Source organism: uncultured Draconibacterium sp. (assembly GCF_913060805.1).
Lineage (GTDB): Bacteria > Bacteroidota > Bacteroidia > Bacteroidales > Prolixibacteraceae > Draconibacterium.
In genome coordinates, this window is sequence record NZ_CAJXTC010000029.1 from 51,112 (window position 1) to 73,007 (window position 21,896).

Here is a 21,896-nt window from a genome sequence, read left to right on the forward strand (position 1 = left end):
TTAAAAATAAATGATCTCAATTTCAATATCTTTCTGACCTTCAACAACAAAAGACGCTTTTTCATAATTAGGCTTGTTTAAGGGTCCAATCTTTTCAAAGTTGGAAAAGCCAATCCCCTCTTTAGGCAAAATCACACCTTTTTTAATTTTTTGATTTTCGTCTTCGTCGTGTAAGACATTAACAGCATACTTCCCGGCCGACAGGTTTTTGAATGTAAATTTTGAAGAATGGTTTGCAATTTCAGCAGACTGCAGTCGATAAAAATTTTTATAATGCTCGTCGGGCAAAGATCCATCAGTATTGTACAAAGCAAACATTACAAAACCTTTGTTATTTCGTAACCCTGTAACATTTACTGTCAGCGAACACGTATCGCCTTTTATTTGAAAAGTATCAACTACATGCCATCCTATGTGCAAGAATAAAATCAATAAAAAAGTTTTCATTTTAGTTTTCGTTTAACAATTTTTTCTTTCATTGCATCAACAACATAATACACCATTGGAACCAAAAACACGGTAAGAATTAGCGACGACATCAGTCCGCCGATAATCACCCAGGCCAGGCCGTTTTTCCATTCGCTCGCCGTACCCTGTGCCATAGCAATGGGTAACATACCAATTGCCATAGAAAGAGTTGTCATTAAAATCGGGCGCAACCGTTCTTTTCCGGCAATTACCAGCGCCTCCTTAAAATATTTCCCCTGGGCTTTAAGTTGGTTGGTAAAATCAACAATCAGGATGGCATTTTTTGTTACCAATCCCATCAGCATAATTAGTCCGAGTAAAGCAAATAAAGTAATATCTTTTGCCGATAAATTAAGTGCCAGAAAGGCTCCAATTGCAGCTACGGGAATTCCAAACAAAGCCACAAACGGATAGATGTAGCTGTCGTACAAAGCCACCATAATCAAATATATAAGAACGAAGGAAATAAGTAATACTCCGCTAAGAGCTCCAAAACTTTCGTTCTGTCGTTTAATGTCAGAGCCCCAGGTTAACTGAATATTTTCAGGCAACGGATTTTTATCGAGATGAGCCAGCACATCGTCGGCAAGTGTTCCCGAAGGACGGCCAAAGGATTCGGCGGTTAATGTAACTGACGGCTGGCGATCGAGTCGCTCAAGCATCGAAGGTGACTTATCCTGATAAACCGTCGCAAATTGCGAAACTTCAACCGGCTGATTCATCAGATTAATAAGCATTATATTTTGTACATCTTCATAATTCTGCCGGTTAAAATCATCTAGCCAAATACGTACCGGATACTCGGTGCCGTCTTCGGTAAGCGTGGCATCTTCATTTCCTGTAAAAGCTGTTCGTAAATTTTGCCCTACATATGCAGTATTTAAGCCCAAACGCTGCATTTTATCTTTATCGGGCCGTACTTGGTACTCCGGATTTCCATCAACAACCGAAAGCTGTACATTGTCGGCTCCCGGAATTTGTTTGATAACAGCCTGCAATTCTTCCGAGTTTTTTCGCACATCGGCCAGTTTTGCACCGCTAAGAGTAATTTGTATGGGTGCTGATTTTGGAATCAAACCTAGCACCGCCATTGAAAAATTAATACCTGCATATTCGGCTTCCAACTCGCGGCGTAGCTGTTTCATAAAAGCCTCGGTCTTTATGCCTCGCTCATCTTCTGGTTTTAACTGAATAGTAAACTCCGATTTATTAGCCTCTCCAATTCCCAAACTGCCAATTCCGGAGCTGGGGCCGGCAATGTTACTAAACAGCATATCAACCTCGTTGTGTTGAAGGATAAAATTCTCGACCTGCTGAGAAACAATATTATTTTGCTGAACGGTAGTCGTTTTATCGAATTCGAGGTTTAAACGAAATTTCCCTTGATCGCCGGTAGCCATCATTTCTTTACCGATGATCCCCTGTTTCATTATTCCGGCGGTAAAAACCATTAGTAGCACAACCAATACTGTAAAAATAAGTTTATGGTCAAGTACCCAAACCAACTGCGTTTCGTACCAATTGCTAAAGTTTTCGAGCTGTTTTTCGAACCACAGCAAAAAGCGGTTAAAAATGTTTGTAGGCTGCAAATCATCTTTTTTACCAATGCGTGAAGCCAACCATGGTGTTAAAGTAAATCCCACCAGTAAACTGGTAAGTGTTGATGTTACCACTACCACCGAAAACTGTTTCAGCATATCTGAAATAAAAACCTGCAAAAATAAAATTGGTAGGAAAACCACCACATCAACTAGGGTTATCGAAACGGCCGAGAATCCAATTTCCATGCGTCCATCCATTGATGCCGAACGTTTTTCTTTTCCCATATCGAGGTGGCGCTGAATATTTTCAAGAACCACGGTAGCATCATCAACCAGAATCCCAATAATCAGCGACATGGCCAGCAACGTCATCAGATTGAGCGTATAGTTAAGTAGCCACATAATGGCAAATGCCGTTACCAGCGATGTAGGAATAGCCACCAGTACAATTAACGAATTGCGATAGCTGCGCAAGAAAAGTAGCATCACCACCGAGACCAGAATTACCGCCAAAATTAAATCGTGTACCACCGAGTTGACAGCTGCAATGGTATTGTCGGTTGAATCGTCGGCAATAATAAATTCTACACCGGAACTGATATTTTTCGTTTCAATTTCATGCAGCTTTTCGCGAACTAATTTCGAAACTTCAACGGCGTTGGCATCGCCTTGTTTTTTTAGCAGCAAGCCGATTCCGTTTTTTCCGTTGTAGCGGCTCACCGAAGTTATTTCTTTAACGCCATCGATTACTGTGGCTAAATCTTTCACGTAAACCGGACTTCCGGGAACCGGCATGGCAACCTGCACATTCATTACTTCGCTTACCGTTGAAAATTTTCCCATCAACCGTACCGCGTTATTTTCTTTGGCTGACTGAACTTTCCCGGCTGGCAAATTAAGTCCTGAACGATTTATAGCTTCGACTACTTGGGTAAGCGAAAGCTTGTAAAGTTTTAGTTTATTCTGATCTACTTTTACCTGAATCTCGCGCTCTTCGCCACCCAACAAAGTTATTTCGGCCACCCCCTGAAGTTGCTGAATCTGTGGAAGAAAGTCATCCTGCATTTTCTGATAAAACTGCGTAGCAGGCAAATTACTTGTGGCACTAATCGACATCATCGGTAAATCGTTGGGCGATACCTTACTCATCGATGGGCTTTCAATATCATCCGGAAGATCTTGAATAATATTGTCGATATAACGCTGTGCATCCTGCATGGCATTGTCGATATCAGTGCCGTATTTTAGGTTGGCAATAATAACCGACGCATTTGACATTGATTTTGTTTCGAGGTAATCCACACCTTCTAAATTCGAAAGAGCATCCTCTATTTCGCGTGAAACAGAAGTCTCAACTTCCTGTGGTTCAGCACCAGGATACATCGTTTTTATTACTACCACGGGTTGATTAAAATCGGGGAGCAATTCGTAGCTCAGATTTTTATATCCAATTATTCCGAGTAGTGTAAACACGCTAAAAAGAACAATAATGAGTGACGGTCGTTTCATCGATATTTCAGTAATATTCATAGTGTGACTATTTTGGGTTTACATTGGCATTGTTAAACAAGTTGATAAAACCATTACTTACAATTTCGTCTCCTGGTTTAAGACCGGCGGCAATAACAATTCTATTTTCAATTCGTTCAGCAACAATAATGTCGCGTAGTTGCGCCCTACCGTTTTCTATCAGATAAACCTGTGGTTTTATAGTAGTTCCAACAAGTGCCGAAGCCGGAATTGTAATTTGTGATGTGTCGATATCATCTTGCAATATTACTTTCCCAAACATACCCGACTTAATTTCGTGGCTATCAGTATTCTTAACCAATAATTGAACCGGAAAACTGTTGCCTATATTGGCCTTACTACCAAGCATTGTTGTTTGGCCTGAAAGTTGAATATCTGGAAAAGCATCAGCAGAAACTGTATAATTTTTATTCAGCTCAAACTTCGACAAGCTGTTCTCTGGTACATTTACAGTAAATTTCAGTATTGAAATATCAGTGATTTGTAACAACGGAATACCAGGTGCAGCAAAAGCTCCTTCTTCGGTCATTTTTCCTGTAACTACAGCGTTAAAAGGTGCCCTAATAGTGGTTTTATTGATCTGCTCCAGTAAGGTAGCTTTTTGAATTAAGGTTGATTTTAAAGCCAATTCTGTTTTTTCAAGCTGGATTCCCTGGATAGCATCGGCCTCAGTCAATACTTTATAACGTTTTACATCCTTCGTTAGCTCTTCAATTTTTACCTCAACTGATTGCAGCTGAAGATTTAGTAGCGAATTATCGAGCTGAATTAGAGCCTGGTTTTCTTCAACCATACTTCCTTGATCAACATATATCTCAAGAACTTTTCCCTGCACATCGGTACTCAATTTACTCTCACGTAAGGCTTGAAAATTCCCTGCAAAAACAGTACTGGTTGCTGCGTTTTCAGGTTTTAATATTATGGATTTTACGGTAATTGGTTTATCAATATCGTATTTGTAAACCCTTTTTTCCGCCACTTCTTTATTCGTTTTGAGTTTGAAAGCAGTAACGGCAAGTATGGCTATGGCTACTGCAATTAAAATAATTTTTTTTATCATGGTGGTCTAGTTTTTTTGTTGTGAGATGTTGCCTGTTAATTTTTTGAGTTCTAAATCAACTTTCAGGTAATCAACAATTGCAGATAAATTGCTTTGTTGGGCTTCTCTTAAAGCATTGTCTGCCATTAGTACTTCGGTTAAACTTGATGTTCCTTCTTTTTGCTGAAGCAACATATCGTGATAAACTGTTTCGGCCAAATCAATTTGGTTCAATGTATTATCAATAGTTTGTTTGGTAACCAGTCTTTTTCGCCGAGCATTTTCAACCAACATATTATTCTGTTCTGCTATATTCTGGAGTTGCAATCTGCTATTCTCAATTTCAATCTTCTTCTGTTTTATTTTACGTTGAGTAACAGTTCTGCTAAATATGGGCACCGTAAGTTGTAGTCCGGCAAAACTACTGGGGAAGAATTCTAAAAATTCGTTCGGTTCCTCGTTGTAGCCGAATCCATTCTGACCGTAACTACCGAACAAGGAAACTGTTGGCAGTCGTGAGTTTTTCAAGGTCTGTAATTCGCTTTTCAGTAATTCTTTTTGCGTTAAGGCCAACTCTAAATCAACAATTGACAGATGCGTATAAGCGGCTGGTACATCAAATTTAATTTCTCTTTCAATTAGCATGTCGTCCTGAAACGAAATTCCCACTAAAAACTTTAGGGCATTAAGTACTTGCTTGTAATTGCTGTTAACCAGCTCAAGCTGAGTTTCAAGCTGCTCTTCCTGTAATACTACTTTTGTTACATCGCTTCTTTTTATCATTTGCTGAGTATAAAGTAGATCCAGATTTTTCCGTAGCTTCTGCGTATTGGCTAAATTTCCCTCAATTAAATGCTGCTGATGCAATAAAATCTGGGCGTTGTAATAAATGTTTGAAATCTCAAAAAGTATTTCTTCTTCTGATTTTTCGTACTGCAGTTCGTTTAATTCAACAGCAATTTGTGTGCTTTTAATTCCCCCATAAATTTGCGGATTATAAAGCGGTAGCGTAAGTTGAATGCTGGTACTAATATTGTGCGGAACCCCCATTTGCATTTCTTTAAACTGCCCTTCGTTGCCACCAAAAGCCGACTGCGGCATAAGCTGGTAAGGCAAATCGAAGAAATATTTGTAATCGGCACTTAAATTAATTTTCGGCAACAAATTTGCTTTTGCTTCTCCCTGCCTTTCTGTGCTAAGTTCTATGTTGTTACGACTTATTTGTAGATTTTTGTTATTCACCAATGCCGTATCAATACATTGTTGTAACGACCAGGTTTGGCCTTTTGCAGAAAACGATAAAATTATTAGCCCAAATAACACGAAACACAAACACTGTCTGTGAATACTCACTAACTTCGTATTGAAAAATTTTTTAAACTTCATTCTTTATATTCTGATTTTCTATGTTTTTTAATTCTATAATCATTTCTTTCATTCGTTGTTCATCGTTCATTATACTTCGGAAACTAGCTAGAATACTGTGTGCTAAAAACCTGGAAGACAATGGTGTTTTAAATGTATTTGTATCTTTTCCTTCCTCAATTAAATCAGTAAGGTATTTTACTGATAGACTTTTAATTCTTCGTATAGCCTTTTTAATTTCATTATCACGTTGACGCAAATTTTTATCGAATAGAATTGATAAATAATGTGTTTTTTGGAGGAAGAGAGAATAGAGACCTTTAAAGAATAATTTTAATTCTGCTTCAGGTGTAGTGTGCCTATTCTTAATTTTTCGTATCAAAAGAATCAAATCATTTTCAAGTGCTAACAGAATAATAAGAATTATATCATTATCTTCTTCTAAAAAGAGAGAATCAAGTTCCTTCCTATTTACACCTAACTTCTCGGCCAGTTTTTGAATGGAAAGGGCAGCTAAGCCGGAATCTTTTATTATTCCGGCCGCTATACCTAAAATTTGTGTATTATTTGTTTTCATGATATCATAAATAAAAGTGAACATTCACTTACTTAGTATTCAAAAAAAAATGAATCCGTTCAAAGTAATTTGCTTTTGCTTGTAGGTCCTGGAGCTTTAACTACGAGAATACGTGTAGTCGAAGAAGAAAGATTGTATATACAATGAACGATGTTCTTTGGGCTTTCGACCAAACAATCTTTGTAAACTTCCGCCTTATGATCTCCAATCTGAATTGTTGGTGTTCCTTCCAAAACATAGAAAAATACATCCACTGAGGTAATGTGAGGTTTTAATGCCTCACCTGCCTGAAGTGTAATGTGTACTGCCTGCGCAGATTTTTTATCGTACATTTTACGAACATCTACATTGTGAGGAGTTTCTTCTTTGTTTTGGTCTGATAATTTGATAATCTTCATCTTTATATGTTCAAATTAGTTTTTAATAATAACTGATATACTTTGTGTAATTTTTAAACCTTCTTTTCTCAGATCAAATGAATGATTCGAGATTTGCCATTTTTTTACAAATAACCGCAATGCCCCCATCACTACAAGGGCCAAATGCGAAGCTTCAATGTCGTTTCTCAACTCGCCTTTATTTTGTCCGATTCTTATGATTTGTGTAAGTGTGTCTAAATTATTATTCATTATTTCGGCTACCCGTTCACTCAGAATTGTCTCGTTACGAAATAACTCTTCGGAAAAAATAACGGCCAAAAAGGATGGCGATTTTGTAAAAATCCTGAATTGATTAATAAAAAGATTCTGGATTTTTGTTATCGTATCTTCATCCGATTTCAGTTCGGTAACAAAAATATGTTCTGTATTCTCTTTAAAATAGTTCAGAATTGCCACTAAAATTTCAATTTTATTTTCATAGTGCCTGTATATAGCTGATTCGGAAAAACCTATTTTTTTTGCAAGATTTTTTATTGTAAGCCCCTGAATTCCATTTTCAGAAATTAACTCAAGTGACACATCTATAATCTGTTGTTGACGATCGGATAATTGTTGCGACATAATCTACATTTAAAAGTATGTGAATATTCACTCACAAAGTAAAGCTATTTTTCCCCCTTATCCAAATATTTCTATATTTATTTTTTTCTTAAACAAGTGAACTAGTTATAAAAAAGTCCCGAAGGGTATGTTTCGCGGAAATACTAGCCGTTTTTAATTTATATAATTTTAATAGAACCATTATAAACCACATCTCAGATTTAGCGTACTTATGGTTTAACGAGTCGAGAATTTTGTCTTGAAATTCAAATTTATTGCGCTCCTATTCTAGTTCATCTTCTTAATACTTGTATATAATTTAAACCGAACATGATGTACTTTCGAAAGTTACTTCACAATTTAATTTCGTAGATTAAGTAGCAATGCAAGGTATAAGTACTGCAAAATTAAAATTAGAAAATTGATGAATGCCTCGAAATGACAGCCCCAATCTTCCTCATTTTAGTAAAACCGTAATACTTGATTTTAGCAGAGATAGATTTTAATTATTGTTTCATTATGGTTTGCTCTAAATTTTGACTCATTTTGGAAGCATAACAATGAATATCTCTAAATCAGATAAAGTAATAATCTTGACTTTGTCCGAAATTTAAAAATACAATTGATCAATTTGTACCATTTGTTACATTTTTCTGATAAAATGTTACTTAAAATTGTTTAGATCATACAACCAAAAACTAACATTACTAACCATGGAACAAGTCGCTACGGTCAAGTCCCATCGAATGCTTTTCTTTAATACGCTTGCTTTTACTATCTGCTTTGCGGTTTGGATGCTAAATGGTGTTTTAGTGACCTTCTTGGTTAACAATCAGGTATTTGACTGGGGACCGGTGAAAATAGGATGGTTAATGGGTATTCCGGTACTAACAGGAGCTATTTTTCGATTACCCGCCGGTATTCTCACGGATAAATTTGGAGGGAAATGGGTTTATGGTATTTTACTATTAGTTTGTTCCATTCCACTGTTTCTACTATCTACTGCTAATACGTTTTTCTTTTTTGCCCTATATAGTTTTGGATTTGGTTTAACTGGTGTGAGTTTTGCCATTGGCATTGCCTACACTTCCGTTTGGTATCCCAAACACCGCCAAGGAACTGCCTTGGGTATTTTTGGAGCAGGTAATGCGGGAGCAGCTATAACTACATTTTTTGCCCCCACTGTTCTTAACTGGCTTACTAATGATGGTGCACATATTGAAGGCTGGCGTAAGCTACCGCTTATTTATGGAACAGCTTTAATTATAATGGGTATAATATTTTTGCTGTTTACTGAAAATAAAAAACCAGCTTCATCAACCAAAAATATGAAGCAAATTTTAAGCCCACTTAAGAATGTTCGGGTTTGGCGTTTTGGGTTATACTATTTTTTGGTATTTGGCTGTTTTGTAGCATTTTCACAATGGTTAGTACCTTATTTTGTAAATGTTTATTACCTGCCTTTGGTAACTGCCGGGATTTTTACCGCCTTATTTAGTTTACCCTCAGGTGTAATTCGTGCTGTTGGAGGTTGGATGTCGGATCAATACGGTGCACGTAAAGTAATGTATTGGGTATTGGGCTCATCATTGGTTATTAGTGCTTTGCTTTTTATCCCCAAAATGGAAATTGTTTCACCGGGCCAAGGAATTATGGCCAAACAAGATGGTGTTGTAACTTTTGTTTCCGAAAACATGGTAAAAGTGGGTGAGAAAGAATATCCGGTAAAGGTTAAAAGCGGCGATTCGGAAAGTCTTGATGACAAATTATTGGTGCTGCCATCAAAAGAAGCCTGGCAGGAACCTGTTGTTAAGGTGGGCGATAAAGTAGTTCGTAAGCAATTACTGGTAAAAGGAGTTACAAAAATTTATTTCCAAGCCAATGTATGGATTTTTGCGGTGCTTGTTATTCTTATTGGCAGCATTTGGGGAATTGGGAAGGCTGCGGTTTATAAACATATTCCTGATTATTTCCCCGATGAAGTGGGTGTAGTTGGTGGAATGGTAGGCGTTCTTGGTGGCCTTGGCGGATTTTTTTGTCCCATCATTTTTGGCTACTTATTAAAAGGAACCGGTTTATGGACCTCTTGCTGGCTGTTTATGATGTTCCTGTCGGCAATCTGTTTAATATGGATGCATCGAACAATAACTAAGATGAACAGACAGAATGCTCCTGAAATAGCATTAAACATTGAAGCAAAATAAAACCAAAACCGTTAAAATGATGATTAATATTAAAAATTGGAACGTTGAAGATTCTTCCTTTTGGAATGAAAAAGGGAATAAAATAGCGAACCGAAACCTGTGGATTTCCATACCTGCACTTTTGCTGGCATTTGCAGTATGGATGATGTGGAGTATAATCGCCACAAAAATGAAAGCTTTTGGTTTTAACTTCGGAATGATTACGCCGGAAATGAATGCGGTGCAAATTACGGAAAGATTGAAGGAAATAAATAACTTGCACTATACTTTACCGGCAATTGCAGGACTTGCAGGTGCAACATTACGTATTCCCAACTCTTTTTTGATTTCGATGAGCGGTGGCCGAAATGTAATTTTCCTTACCACGGCATTGCTGCTTATTCCTGTTATCGGGGTTGGATTTGCCTTGCAAGATGTAAATACACCGTATATTACTTTTGCGGTGTTGGCTGCACTTTCGGGCTTTGGTGGAGGGAACTTTTCCTCTTCCATGAGTAACATCAGCTTCTTTTTTCCAAAACGTATTCAAGGTACTTCTCTGGGTTTAAATGCAGGAATCGGAAACCTTGGCGTAGGCGTAATGCAAAAAACGATTCCGTGGATTATCGGACTCACTTTTTTTGGCGTTGTAGGTAAAGATGTAAACAACGCCTTCGGAGAGCCGCTATCAGGTTTTCAAAATGCAGGTTGGGTTTGGGTTCCTGTATTGGTACTGGTATCTATAGCTGCATTCTTTGGGATGAACAATGTTATCACCGGAACTCCTAAATTACCTTCCACTTTACAGGGACTAGGAAAAGCCTCTTACATGATTGTTTTAGGACTGGTAGCCGCGTTCATTGGCACTTATCTGTTAATCGATCTGAAACTAAATATGTGGATAGTATTGCCAGTTGTAGTTATCCTTACTTTGCTGCTCATGAAATATGCCACACCGGGCGCCATAAAAACCAATCTAAACAAGCAATTTGCAATATTCAGTAATAAGCATACCTGGATAATGACCATTATATACACCATGACTTTTGGCTCTTTTATAGGTTTTTCTGCAGCTTTTCCTAAGTTGTGTCAGGATATTTTTGTGTTTAGTAATCCAAACGACCCGTCCTACCTTAATCCCAACGCTCCTAATTTCTTAATGTGGGTCTTTTTAGGGCCGGTAATTGGTGCTTTAATTCGTCCGTTCGGTGGGTGGTTATCCGATAAAGTAAACAGTGGATCAAAAGTTACTGCCATGAGTACCACTGTACAAATCCTGGCAACTATTGCTGTTGCATATTTCGTTATTCAGGCAAGAAATAGTGCGACACCAGAAACCTATTGGTGGCCATTTTTTGCCAGCTTCATGGTGTTGTTTTTAACTACAGGAATTGGAAATGGATCAACCTTCAGAAGCATCCCGTATATTTTTAATAAAGAGCAAGCAGGCCCCGTATTAGGTTGGACTGCCGCAATAGCTGCGTATGGAGCTTTTATTATTCCTAAGATTTTTGGACAACAAATTGAATTTGGACATCCTGAATATGCTTTGTATGGATTTGCTGTATACTATGCTATATGTCTTGTTTTAAACTGGTGGCATTACGAACGCAAAAATTCAGGAATTGATTGTTAAACAGAACAGATATTAAGAATCAATTCGGAACTAAATACTATTATTCAATGACCGACAAAGAATTTGAAATATTTATAAATGAACAGGATTTTATCGGGCACGATTTTATCGATGAATCCTTTAAATTCTGGTTTAATAATAATGATCATATCAGAACACCATTTCCTGAAAATATTCAGAGAAAATTAAAGGAGAGAACGATTAGGATTTTTATGGAGTGGGTGTATGAACTTGGTGATGAAGAAAAAAACAGATTGACAAACGATATCATTGTTGAAACCTTTGAAATGATACTTTTTAATCAGGCAATGAATATGGTGACAGATGAAGACCATAAAATAAGTATCTGCTATCCCTTTTTGCCACGACTGGGAGACGTAGTGAATGATAAAAACAAAGGAACAAGTACTATAATTTCGAGGGAATTAGATGTAAAAGACGACGAAAAGAAGTATTTGAAAGTAAGACTAATAAACACCGATGCAGAACTTGAATGGGAAACCGAATTTGAATTGCCTGCATAAATAACCAGATACAGATACTATCAGTAGAAATAATAAAACTCAATAATACCAAGGCTAAAAAAATGAAGTTAATAACAAGTCTAAATCACAAAAAAGTCTCAGTAACAATTTATTTAGTTGTGTTGCTTTTTGTTTTTTCGAATGCAGTTGCACAAGATGGCGAAAAATTGTTTCAGCAGTGCAGAGCCTGCCACACTATTGGAGGAGGTAAGCTACTGGGTCCTGATTTACTGGATGTAAGCAAGCGCCGGGACGTTAGCTGGATAAAAAACTTTATTAAATCGTCCCAAAGAATGATAAAAGCCGGAGACCCTGATGCAGTTGCCCTTTTCGAAGAATTCAACAAACTGCCGATGATGGATTACAATTTTTCCGATCCCGAACTGGATGCGCTAGTTAAATATATTGACAGTTTCAGTACCAATGAATCAGAAAAAGAAAACGAAGAGCATGCACTTTCGGACTCTACTGCTGCGGCACAAGCAACCGAATATCTGGCAAGCATCTACACCGAAGAAAACCTGATAAAAGGTCAGGAACTTTTTGAGGGAAAAAGAGCGTTTAAAAATGGAGGTCCCTCCTGTATTTCATGCCATCATGTAAATAGCGATAATGCAGTACAAGGCGGTCTACTGGCAGCTGATCTAACCAAAAGCTTCTCGAGAAACGGCGGACTGGCAGGCATTAAAGGAATTATTGATCATCCCCCTTTTCCGGCAATGAAGAATGCATACGAAGAAGCTGTGTTAACAAAAGATGAAAGCGTAAAAATACAAGTATACCTAATGCATGCAGACAAAGCAGATGTAATGGTTGAAGCTGCCCCTACAGACTTTATTAAAAACGGCGTAAAAGGCATGTTCATTTTGCTTGTACTTATTGCATTGGTTTGGTTTAAACGTAAAAAACGGAGTGTGAATTATCAGATTATGAAAAGGCAGAGCAAATTTCATTGAGACGAATATCTGGTAATTGAAGTATAATAATGCTTATTCTTTAATTGTAATAAGTAGAACCGAATAAAACGATTATATGAGCTGGATTAAAGATTTAATTTCTCCCAAAACCAGGCAATGGGAAGATTTTTACCGGAACAGGTGGCAGTTTGACAAAGTTGTTAGAAGTACGCATGGCGCCAACTGCACAGGTGGTTGTAGTTGGATGATACACATAAAAAACGGAGTAGTGGTTTGGGAAACACAGGCGTTGGATTATCCCATCATTGACAAAAATGTGCCGCCATACGAACCACGTGGTTGCCAGCGTGGCATCTCGGCCTCATGGTATTTGTACAGCCCAATCCGGGTTAAATATCCCTTGGTGCGAGGTGCCTTGCTAGATTTGTTTCACGAGGAAAAAAACAAACACGGCGATGCCATGACAGCCTGGGAAAACATTCAGACCGATCCAGAGAAAAGGAAACGCTACATGAATGCCCGTGGGAAAGGCGGTTTTCGAAGAGTATCCTGGGACGAAGCTTTGGAATTGATTTCTATAGCCAACATTGCAACTGTAAAAAAATATGGTCCCGATCGTTTAGTGGGATTTTCTCCAATTCCGGCTATGTCGATGATTTCTTATGCTGGAGGATCACGCTTTCTACAATTGATGGGTGGTGTTAACCTCAGCTTCTACGACTGGTATTGCGATTTACCACCGTCGTTCCCCGAAACCTGGGGCGAACAAACCGATGTAGCAGAAAGTGCAGATTGGTATAATGCGAAATTTATTGCAGCTGTTGGATCTAACGTAGCACAAACACGCACCCCCGACGTACATTATTTTTCGGAAGCCCGGCACAACGGCACTAAAACAGTGGTTTTCTCCCCCGATTTAAATGCCTCGGGCAAATATGCCGACGAATGGATTCCTATTCACGGAGGGCAGGATGGCGCATTCTGGATGGCGGTTACACACATCATTTTAAAAGAATACCATCACAAAAGACAAATCCCTTATTTTATCAACTATGTAAAACGTTATACCGATAGTCCATTTTTAGTTCAAATTAACAATGAAGATGGAATCAACAAAGCTGGCAAATTGTTACGAGCCAATAAAATAAGCAAATATAAAAATGCGATAAACGGCGATTGGAAGTTTCTGAACATTGACGAAAGAAATGGTGATTTTGTATGCCCTGGCGGAAGTTCGGGACACCGTTGGGACGACCGAGATGGAAACTGGAACATGAGATTTACAGATGCCGAAGTGGGCGGCGATTACGACCCGCTTTTAACTTTACTTGAAAACAATGATGATGTTTTACAGGTTGAGTTTACCGAATTTGGTCTGAATAAGAAACGTCTACGTGGTGTACCTGTTAAAAACGTTAAAACTGTTGATGGCACTGTTACTGTAACTACAGTTTACGATTTAATAATGGCACAGTTTGGTGTAAACCGCGGGCTCGAAGGAGATTATCCAGAATCATACGAAGAAAGCGAACAGGCTTACACTCCGGCCTGGCAGGAAGTATTTACCGGAATTGGAGCCAAAAACGTGATAAAATTTGCACACGAGTGGGCCATTACAGCAGAACGCACTAACGGAAAATGTATGGTTATTATCGGTGCCGGCGTAAATCATTGGTACCACTGCAACCTAATCTACAAAGCGGCAACCATGACTCTGATGCTAACCGGTTGTATCGGAAAGAACGGGGGTGGCTTAAACCACTACGTAGGTCAAGAAAAAGCAGCAGTAGTCGATTCGTGGGGACACATCATGGCTGGAAAAGACTGGCAGGGACCCGTCCGTTTACAGCAAGGCCCCATTTGGCATTACATGAATTCCGATCAATGGCGCTACGATGGACATCATAAAGATTACAACACTGTGCCGAGAAATGAACTAAGTAGTTTGCATACCGCCGACATGATTGTAAAATCAGTACGAAATGGGTGGATGCCCTTTTACCCACAATACAACAAGTCGAATTTCGACATTACGAAAGAAGCAATGAATGCAGGCGCAAAAACTGATGACGAAATTCGGGATTATTTATTGAAACAACTAAAAGAAGAAGAAATTATACATGCTGTAGCAGCCCCCGATGAAGAAATAAACTTTCCGAGGGTATGGTACATTTGGCGTGGGAATGCCTTGATGTCGAGTGCAAAAGGCGACGAATTCTTTAAAAAGCATTACCTAGGAACCCATCATAACTCGGTGGCCAATGAACTGGGCAAAGGCCTTGTAAACGATGTAGAATGGAAAGAAGAAGCACCACGCGGTAAAATGGATCTAATTATCGACTTGAATTTCAGGATGGATACTTCGGCATTGTATTCTGATGTTGTTTTACCAGCAGCTTCGTGGTACGAAAAATCAGATATCAATTCTACCGACATGCATTCCTTTATCCATCCGCTTACTGCTGCCGTACCACCAGTTTGGGAAGCAAAAAGCGACTGGGCTATATTCAGGGAGATTGCAAAACATACCTCCGAAGTGGCAAAGACACATTTTCCACACAAAACAAAGGATATTGTGAATCTGCCGTTAATGCACGATTCAAAGTCAGAAATTGCTCAGACCGATGTTAAAGACTGGAGCAAGGGCGAATGCGAGATGATACCTGGAAAAACCATGCATAACATCGCATTTGTTGAACGTGAATATACTGAGATTTACAACAAGTTTATTACCCTTGGCCGCAATGCAAAGAACGGTATGGGTGCACATGGAAATAGTTTTGAAACTGCCGACTTTTACGACAAATTATTGGAAGATAAAAACCACCTGCAAAAAGTGAAAGGAGAAGTCTATCCTTCGTTAATGGAAGACGAAGAAGCAATAAATGCTATTCTGCATTTTTCTTCAGTTACCAATGGCGAGCTGGCACACCGTGCTTACAAAAATGCAGAGAAACGAACAGGGCTGCCACTTTGTGATATTTCTTCAGATTTTAAACATGTTAAGCTTGATTTTAATGATCTGCAGTCAAAACCACAACGATACATAAGTTCTCCTGTCTGGTCGGGTATTATGGCCAACGAACGTGCTTATGCCGGATTTACCTATAATGTTGAACGTCTTGTTCCCTGGAGGACTTTAACAGGCCGTCAGCATTTTTATATTGATCATGACATGTACATCAAGTTTGGCGAAAACATGCCCACCTACAAACCTTCTCCAAAACCAAATGTGCTGGGTGATTTGCAAAACTCTGTGGCTACCGGAAAGGCAAAAGTCTTAAACGTTTTAACACCGCACGGTAAATGGCAAATGCATACAACATACAGCGATACGGCACGCATGTTAACGCTTTCTAGAGGAATGGTTCCATGCTGGCTAAGCGAGGAAGATGCCGAGGAAATTGGGGTTAAGGATAACGATTGGGTAGAAGTATTTAATGACTATGGTGTTTACGGTGCACGAGCTGTGGTAAGCGCCCGAATACCAAAAGGAATATGCATTGTGTACCATGCCACCGAAAGTACCTATTCGTCACCAAAACCTGATGTCCGGGGCTACGAAAGAGGTGGAGGTCACAATAGTTTCACTCGCGTGCGACTAAAACCCAACCTGTTGGCTGGTGGTTACGGACAGTTTTCCTATCATTTTAATTACTGGGGGCCAGTTGGTGTTAATCGCGATTCTCATGTGTTAGTGCAAAAAATGAAAAGAGTAGAATTAGGATAAAAATAAAGACATGGATGTAAGAAGTCAAATATCAATGGTTTTTCATCTCGATAAATGTATCGGCTGCCATACCTGTTCAATTGCATGTAAAAATACCTGGACCGATCGCAAAGGTGCTGAATATATGTGGTGGAACAATGTGGAAACAAAACCCGGTACTGGATACCCCACAAAATGGGAAGACCAGTCGATTTACAAAGGAGGATGGGAAAAAGACAGTCATTTTCTAAAATTAAAAGGTGCCGGAAAAGTGAAAGGTTTAAAAAATATATTTCATAATCCGAACATGCCCGAAATGGATGATTATTACGAACCATGGACTTACGACTACAGTAAGCTGTTTGATGCCCCCGAAAGCAAGGACCAGCCTACTGCACGCCCTGTTTCGCTGGTAACCGGCAAACCAATGCAAGTAAAAGGCGGCCCCAATTGGGACGATGACCTAAGCGGCACTCCCGATTATGCACGTCAGGATGTAAATCTTAAAAACATAACACAGGCAGAACAGGAAGCTATGTTTCAACTGGAACAGATGACAATGCACTATTTGCCACGTATTTGCAATCATTGTCTAAATCCATCCTGTGTGGCATCATGCCCATCAGGAGCTATTTACAAACGTGGCGAAGACGGCATAGTTTTGGTGAACCAGAATAAATGCAGGGGCTGGAGAATGTGCATAACGGCATGTCCATATAAAAAAACCTATTATAATTGGAACACCGGAAAATCGGAAAAATGTATTCTTTGTTTCCCACGTCTGGAAACAGGACAAACACCGGCATGTATGCATACCTGCGTTGGAAGGATCAGGTATTTGGGAGTAATGTTATACGATGCGGATATGATAAAAACAGCTGCTATTTCTAATGAATCCGATTTGGTCACCAACCAAATGGAAATTTATCTTGATCCGTTAAGTCCGGCGGTAATTAAAGCAGCCAAAGAGAATGGTATTTCCGACGATACCCTTGAAGCCGCGCAAAAATCGCCCGTTTATAAATTTGTAAAAGAATGGGGACTTGCATTGCCTCTACATCCCGAATTCAGAACAATTCCTAACTTATTTTATGTGCCACCATTGTTGCCAACGATGGGAAAAGTGGAAGACGGGAATTACCACAATTCAGCGAAAGAGCTTTTTGGAGGAATTGAAAATACACGTTTACCTATTTCCTACATGGCAAGTTTGTTCTCGGCCAGAAACGAAGAAATCATAAAAGATGTATTAAAGAAATTGATGGCTGTACGTTGGTTTCGTCGCGATGAAACCGTTGGGGACCAAAATAAAGAGCAACTCGAAGATATATTAAAAGAGGTAGGTGTAACCAGAGAAGTGGCTGACGATATTTATCGTTTAACCTCTTTACCAACCGTTAAAGAACGTTACGTAATACCTCCCGCACATCGGGAAGAAGCTCTTGAAATGATTGAAGACTCGGGCGATGTAAAAGGAAATACAGGTTTTGGATTTCATCATAAACCAACACGGGGATTGTAAATGGAGATTTATAAATATATCGCTGATTTGTTTAGATACCCAACTATTGATACCCTTAAAAGTATTCAGTTAGTTTCAGAAGTGCTAATTAAAGAAGATGTCGTGCTGGCATCCAGATTGGAAGGATTTGTGACTTTCACAAATGAAAAGTCGTTACATGAGCTAGAAGAATATTACTTACAAACCTTTGACATAAGGGCAGTTTGTCACCTTGACATTGGCTACATTATATTTGGCGACGACTCGAAGCATGGTCGCTTTTTATATCACATAAAAGAAGTGCAAGAGAAAATAGGTAATGATTGTGGCAAGGATCTGGCTGACTTTCTACCAAATATTTTAACTCTGCTGAGTAAAACTAAAGACAAATCTTTTGCCGAAGAATTGTCGGTAAGTATTGTACTACCGGCCCTGGAGCAAATGCAACAGAAACTTGTAAACGAAAAGAATATCTACCGTCTTCCGATGGGAATTCTTATCAACTTATTGAAAATTGAATTTAATAGCTCGGAATTCGAACCCGTTCGGATTGGATCAAAAGAAAAACCAAACTTTCTGAACCATTACATCACCGGAATTGATACGTCTTTATTTGAAAGAAAAAAATTTAAAGGAAAAAGATAATGTACAACGATTTTATTTTTATTGGATTGCCCTATGCGGCATTGTTCTTGTTTGTAGTAGGTTCTGTAATACGATACCGAACAAAACCTTTTTCAGTGTCGTCACTTTCATCGCAATTGCTCGAAAGCCGTATTTTGTATTGGGGTAGCCACGCGTTTCACATCGGAATTGTTACCCTGTTTTTTGGCCATTTAATCGGCTTTCTCTTTCCCAAAAGTGTTATCTCGTTTACCGGTCATCCAACACGTTTATTAATCATTGAAATATCGGCGCTTGCATTTGGACTGCTTTCATTGTTTGGGATAGTTACATTAATTTACCGTAGGCTTGCTTTTGAGCGGTTAAAAAATATTACCTCAAAAATGGATATTGTTGTTTATGTTTTGATACTCACTCAGGTAATAAGCGGTTTATGGATTGCGTATTTCGACCGTTGGGGGTCGGCCTGGTTCGCTGTTTCGCTGGCACCATATTTAAAATCGATATTTCTATTTAGTCCAAAATACGAAGCGGTGGCAGCCATGCCATTAAGTATTAAATTGCACATTACTTCGGCATTTATATTTGTAGGCATGGTGCCGTTTACCCGCTTAATGCATTTTTTGGTCTATCCGTTTGTTTACATTATACGTGCTTACCAATTTGTTATATGGAACTGGGACCGAAAAACCCGGCGCAGCTCTACCGATTTTAACCGTGGGGTGAAAGCCCGGAATAATTAATGAAATATTTAATTGTTAGTAAAACAACATCAAAAGATTAATCATGTTTTGATGCTTTTCAATTTATAGGTTCAATACTGGTTGTTTTATCTATTAGCGAAGAAAGAACCAAGCAAATAAAACCTTTATTATTGAAATTTACGAGAACCTTGGCCCTACTTTTATTAACTTAAGTTGAACGAACTAAAGGAGTTTTTCCAATGGTTTCTGGAATATTAAATAGTATTCCAGACTTAAACTTTTTTTAATTCGTTACTAATTCCTGAATAAGGTTGAATGTGAGTGGTGTTGGATTTGCCAGGTTATCGTTGATGGGACAGCGGTTTTTGATCGTCGCGATCCAGTTTTCAATTTCTTCTTGACTGGCATTTGTTTCAGGTATAAACAGCACTTCTATTTGTTTAAATCCTGCGCGGTCTTCATCTGATTTTCCAAACAAACGGGCAGGATTAATGTTGCCCTCTATCTGAATTCTTAATCCGGACAATTTTATACCCAATTCCTTGGCAGTTAAGTGTGCAACCACGTTAATACATCCTGCATAACTTGCCAAAAGATACTCTACAGGGTTGGCTCCCTGGTCATCCCCTCCCAAGGCAGGTGGCTCATCTACCACTATGATAAATTCTCTGGCACTTGCAGCTATACGTGCTGGTGTTTGGGCTTCTCCTTCAATTTTAAACGTTAAATCTGACATAATTTTATAATTATAATTAAAAAAAAAGCCCTTCACGAAATCGTGAAGGGCTTGTTACATTTATAGTTTACTTACTATTTCTATATTTTAATCCATACAACCACCCTCCACATGTTTTGAAAACATACAGCAACACATACACATCATCATGTTGTTTGCTATGGAAAGCGGTTTATTCATCTAAATCTATTTATCCTATCATCTATATAGGTCACAAATATAGAAAAAAACATACTGATTTTTCTATTCATGAAACAAAATGAAAATATTACTGAAATCTTAATTTTGAATCCATATGAAACTAAGCATCACAATTCCAGCGACTGCAAAAAAGTACGACAATAAAAGCTATAACGATAGCCGGCCATCTATATAGCTTTCTAAAAAATTTGATCCATTTAGTTTTTTCTTTGTTATTTGGTGTGATTCAAAAGATTTATCTAACAAAAATTGTTGTAATAATAGCCGAGTGAATAAAATGCTTAACATTCTTTCTATTGGCTTTATTTTATAAACGAAGGAGTAACCGATAACATCAGATAAGCCCAGTGCTGTCCGACAGAACTATCGCCGCCTTTCAGAATTTCCATCGAATCGCCGGCAAACATCGTTGAATATCCAAGCGTAATTGAGGTGAACGGATTTATGATCCATTTCCCTGAAAGGTCGATTTCGGTCCCCAAATAGTTAGATGCGTCAGCGGCAATTTCGGCTGTAGCACCAAAATAATGCAGATGTGCATCAAACACAACCTGATCTTTCTTGTACTTGTATTTCAAATAAATATCGTTTAATCCTACCGATCCGATGTGACTACCAACATAAAAATAATCCATAAAACCATTGAATTTATGGTTGGTGCCGTACAGTGGCGTAAAAGATTTATATTTCTCTGTTTCGTTGTAATCGGTACCTGAAAGACGTTCATATCCTGCAACAAAATTTTTATATGCCGCTTCAAACAATAAGTTCAAAGCACTAATCTTCGCTCCCGAAACATGTTTCCCGGTTTGCCAATAAAGATTACTAGCCAGATTTACCCCTTCGATATTGGTGGTATATCTTCCTCCAATGGTCTGGCTGTACCGGTTTTTCTGTTCATCCTCCTGCATATACGGTACACCATTATTTAAAAGCATCAAACTCAATGCGCTGTTCTCCCAGCTTTTATTAAACCATATGAATTGAAGATCTTTATAAGCATCAGGGCCATTGTAAATGTTATCGGTAATATCGCTGTTTTCATTATGCGCGATACCAAAGTGCAGTTTTATATCGTCTTCGTATTTAAAAATGGCCATATCGTGCGAGCGTGCCTGCTGTGCCCAGCCTACGTTACCAAAAATACGATGGTCGTCGTACACCACTTCCTGTCGGCCTGCCTTTAACGAAAACTCAGGCGTAAATAACACCTCGGCCCATGCCTGATGAACCGAAAGCGCATAATCTTCGTTACTCACTAATTGCGGCTGATTCCCCCATTGCCTTACATCTTGTAATACCAGGCTGGTTATAATGTATTCGTTTTTAAACATGGCATTTAGCCTCGTACGTTGAGATGTAATCAACGATGCTTTTTGATCTTCAATGGCAAGCGACTTGTATCCCCTGCTCAATTCGGTTCGCGGCCTGTATTCTCCCGATAGTGAAAACTGTGCTTTTGCAGCGAAAGAGATGCATATAATCACTATTACCAAAATGGAAATCTTGGAAGTATTCATAATTTTTGGATTTAGCTTTTATTACTCCTGCAACTGAACAACAGCGTCGTATGTTTTCTCACGTTCTTCGGCTTCCTTCATCCATTTTGGCACTATGGTTTTCAGGAAATCCTGCTTGTCTTCGTTCAGTTTTTCCATATC

General features: G+C 38.7%; 17 protein-coding genes. 8 read left to right on the forward strand and 9 right to left on the reverse strand.

All coding sequences use genetic code 11. The features are described from left to right. The 7 genes from QZ576_RS16450 to QZ576_RS16480 are packed head-to-tail and all read right to left on the reverse strand — an operon-like array spanning position 1 to position 7,521. Entirely contained in the window at positions 1-447 is a 447-nt protein-coding gene (locus tag QZ576_RS16450; RefSeq protein WP_082063586.1) for a DUF2141 domain-containing protein, read from the reverse strand. Continuing rightward, entirely contained in the window at positions 444-3,539 is a 3,096-nt protein-coding gene (locus tag QZ576_RS16455) for an efflux RND transporter permease subunit (protein WP_297098953.1), read from the reverse strand. Before QZ576_RS16455 ends, QZ576_RS16450 begins: the two co-directional genes overlap by 4 nt. Before the next feature lie 7 nt (positions 3,540-3,546). Then, positions 3,547-4,599: an efflux RND transporter periplasmic adaptor subunit gene (locus QZ576_RS16460; protein ID WP_297098955.1), complete on the reverse strand. Its 1,053-nt coding sequence runs from the start codon at positions 4,597-4,599 to the stop codon at positions 3,547-3,549. A 6-nt stretch (positions 4,600-4,605) separates the two neighbouring features. Next, a complete protein-coding gene (locus QZ576_RS16465; protein ID WP_297098957.1) occupies positions 4,606-5,964 on the reverse strand; it encodes a TolC family protein in 1,359 nt (452 codons plus the stop codon). Next, on the reverse strand, positions 5,954-6,520 hold the full coding sequence (locus QZ576_RS16470) for a TetR/AcrR family transcriptional regulator C-terminal domain-containing protein (RefSeq protein WP_297098958.1): 567 nt from the start codon (positions 6,518-6,520) through the stop codon (positions 5,954-5,956). The genes QZ576_RS16465 and QZ576_RS16470 overlap by 11 nt, the downstream gene beginning before the upstream one ends. A 59-nt stretch (positions 6,521-6,579) precedes the next feature. After that, a complete protein-coding gene (locus QZ576_RS16475) occupies positions 6,580-6,918 on the reverse strand; it encodes a cupin domain-containing protein (protein ID WP_297098959.1) in 339 nt (112 codons plus the stop codon). A 15-nt stretch (positions 6,919-6,933) separates the two neighbouring features. Next, entirely contained in the window at positions 6,934-7,521 is a 588-nt protein-coding gene (locus QZ576_RS16480; RefSeq protein WP_297098960.1) for a TetR/AcrR family transcriptional regulator, read from the reverse strand. Positions 7,522-8,213: 692 nt separating this feature from the next. Between QZ576_RS16480 and QZ576_RS16485 the strand changes: the two genes are divergently transcribed. The 8 genes from QZ576_RS16485 to narI all read left to right on the forward strand — a co-directional run bounded on the left by QZ576_RS16485 (position 8,214) and on the right by narI (position 19,337). Beyond that, positions 8,214-9,704, forward strand: coding sequence for a nitrate/nitrite transporter (locus QZ576_RS16485; RefSeq protein ID WP_297098963.1), 1,491 nt, complete (start codon positions 8,214-8,216; stop codon positions 9,702-9,704). Positions 9,705-9,720: 16 nt separating this feature from the next. Then, positions 9,721-11,319 (forward strand): hypothetical protein, encoded by a 1,599-nt coding sequence (locus tag QZ576_RS16490; protein ID WP_297098964.1) that lies wholly within the window; start codon positions 9,721-9,723, stop codon positions 11,317-11,319. Between the two features lie 47 nt (positions 11,320-11,366). Beyond that, positions 11,367-11,843, forward strand: coding sequence for a hypothetical protein (locus QZ576_RS16495; protein ID WP_297098966.1), 477 nt, complete (start codon positions 11,367-11,369; stop codon positions 11,841-11,843). Positions 11,844-11,905: 62 nt separating this feature from the next. After that, a complete protein-coding gene (locus QZ576_RS16500; RefSeq protein WP_297098968.1) occupies positions 11,906-12,799 on the forward strand; it encodes a cytochrome c in 894 nt (297 codons plus the stop codon). Positions 12,800-12,875: 76 nt separating this feature from the next. Further along, positions 12,876-16,490, forward strand: coding sequence for a nitrate reductase subunit alpha (locus tag QZ576_RS16505; protein WP_297098970.1), 3,615 nt, complete (start codon positions 12,876-12,878; stop codon positions 16,488-16,490). A 10-nt stretch (positions 16,491-16,500) separates the two neighbouring features. Continuing rightward, positions 16,501-17,991 (forward strand): nitrate reductase subunit beta, encoded by a 1,491-nt coding sequence (gene narH, locus QZ576_RS16510; RefSeq protein ID WP_297098972.1) that lies wholly within the window; start codon positions 16,501-16,503, stop codon positions 17,989-17,991. Then, positions 17,992-18,615, forward strand: a complete 624-nt coding sequence (locus QZ576_RS16515) for a hypothetical protein (protein WP_297098974.1) — start codon at positions 17,992-17,994, stop codon at positions 18,613-18,615. Then, complete coding sequence (narI, locus tag QZ576_RS16520) at positions 18,615-19,337, forward strand: respiratory nitrate reductase subunit gamma (RefSeq protein WP_297098976.1); 723 nt, start codon at positions 18,615-18,617, stop codon at positions 19,335-19,337. The genes QZ576_RS16515 and narI overlap by 1 nt, the downstream gene beginning before the upstream one ends. A gap of 244 nt (positions 19,338-19,581) precedes the next feature. Here narI and QZ576_RS16525 read toward each other — a convergent pair whose 3' ends face one another. Together QZ576_RS16525 and QZ576_RS16530 are read right to left on the reverse strand one after the other, a co-directional pair. Beyond that, on the reverse strand, positions 19,582-20,034 hold the full coding sequence (locus QZ576_RS16525; RefSeq protein ID WP_297098978.1) for an OsmC family protein: 453 nt from the start codon (positions 20,032-20,034) through the stop codon (positions 19,582-19,584). A gap of 503 nt (positions 20,035-20,537) precedes the next feature. Beyond that, entirely contained in the window at positions 20,538-21,755 is a 1,218-nt protein-coding gene (locus QZ576_RS16530; RefSeq protein ID WP_297098981.1) for a hypothetical protein, read from the reverse strand. Between the last annotated feature and the right edge of the window lie 141 nt (positions 21,756-21,896).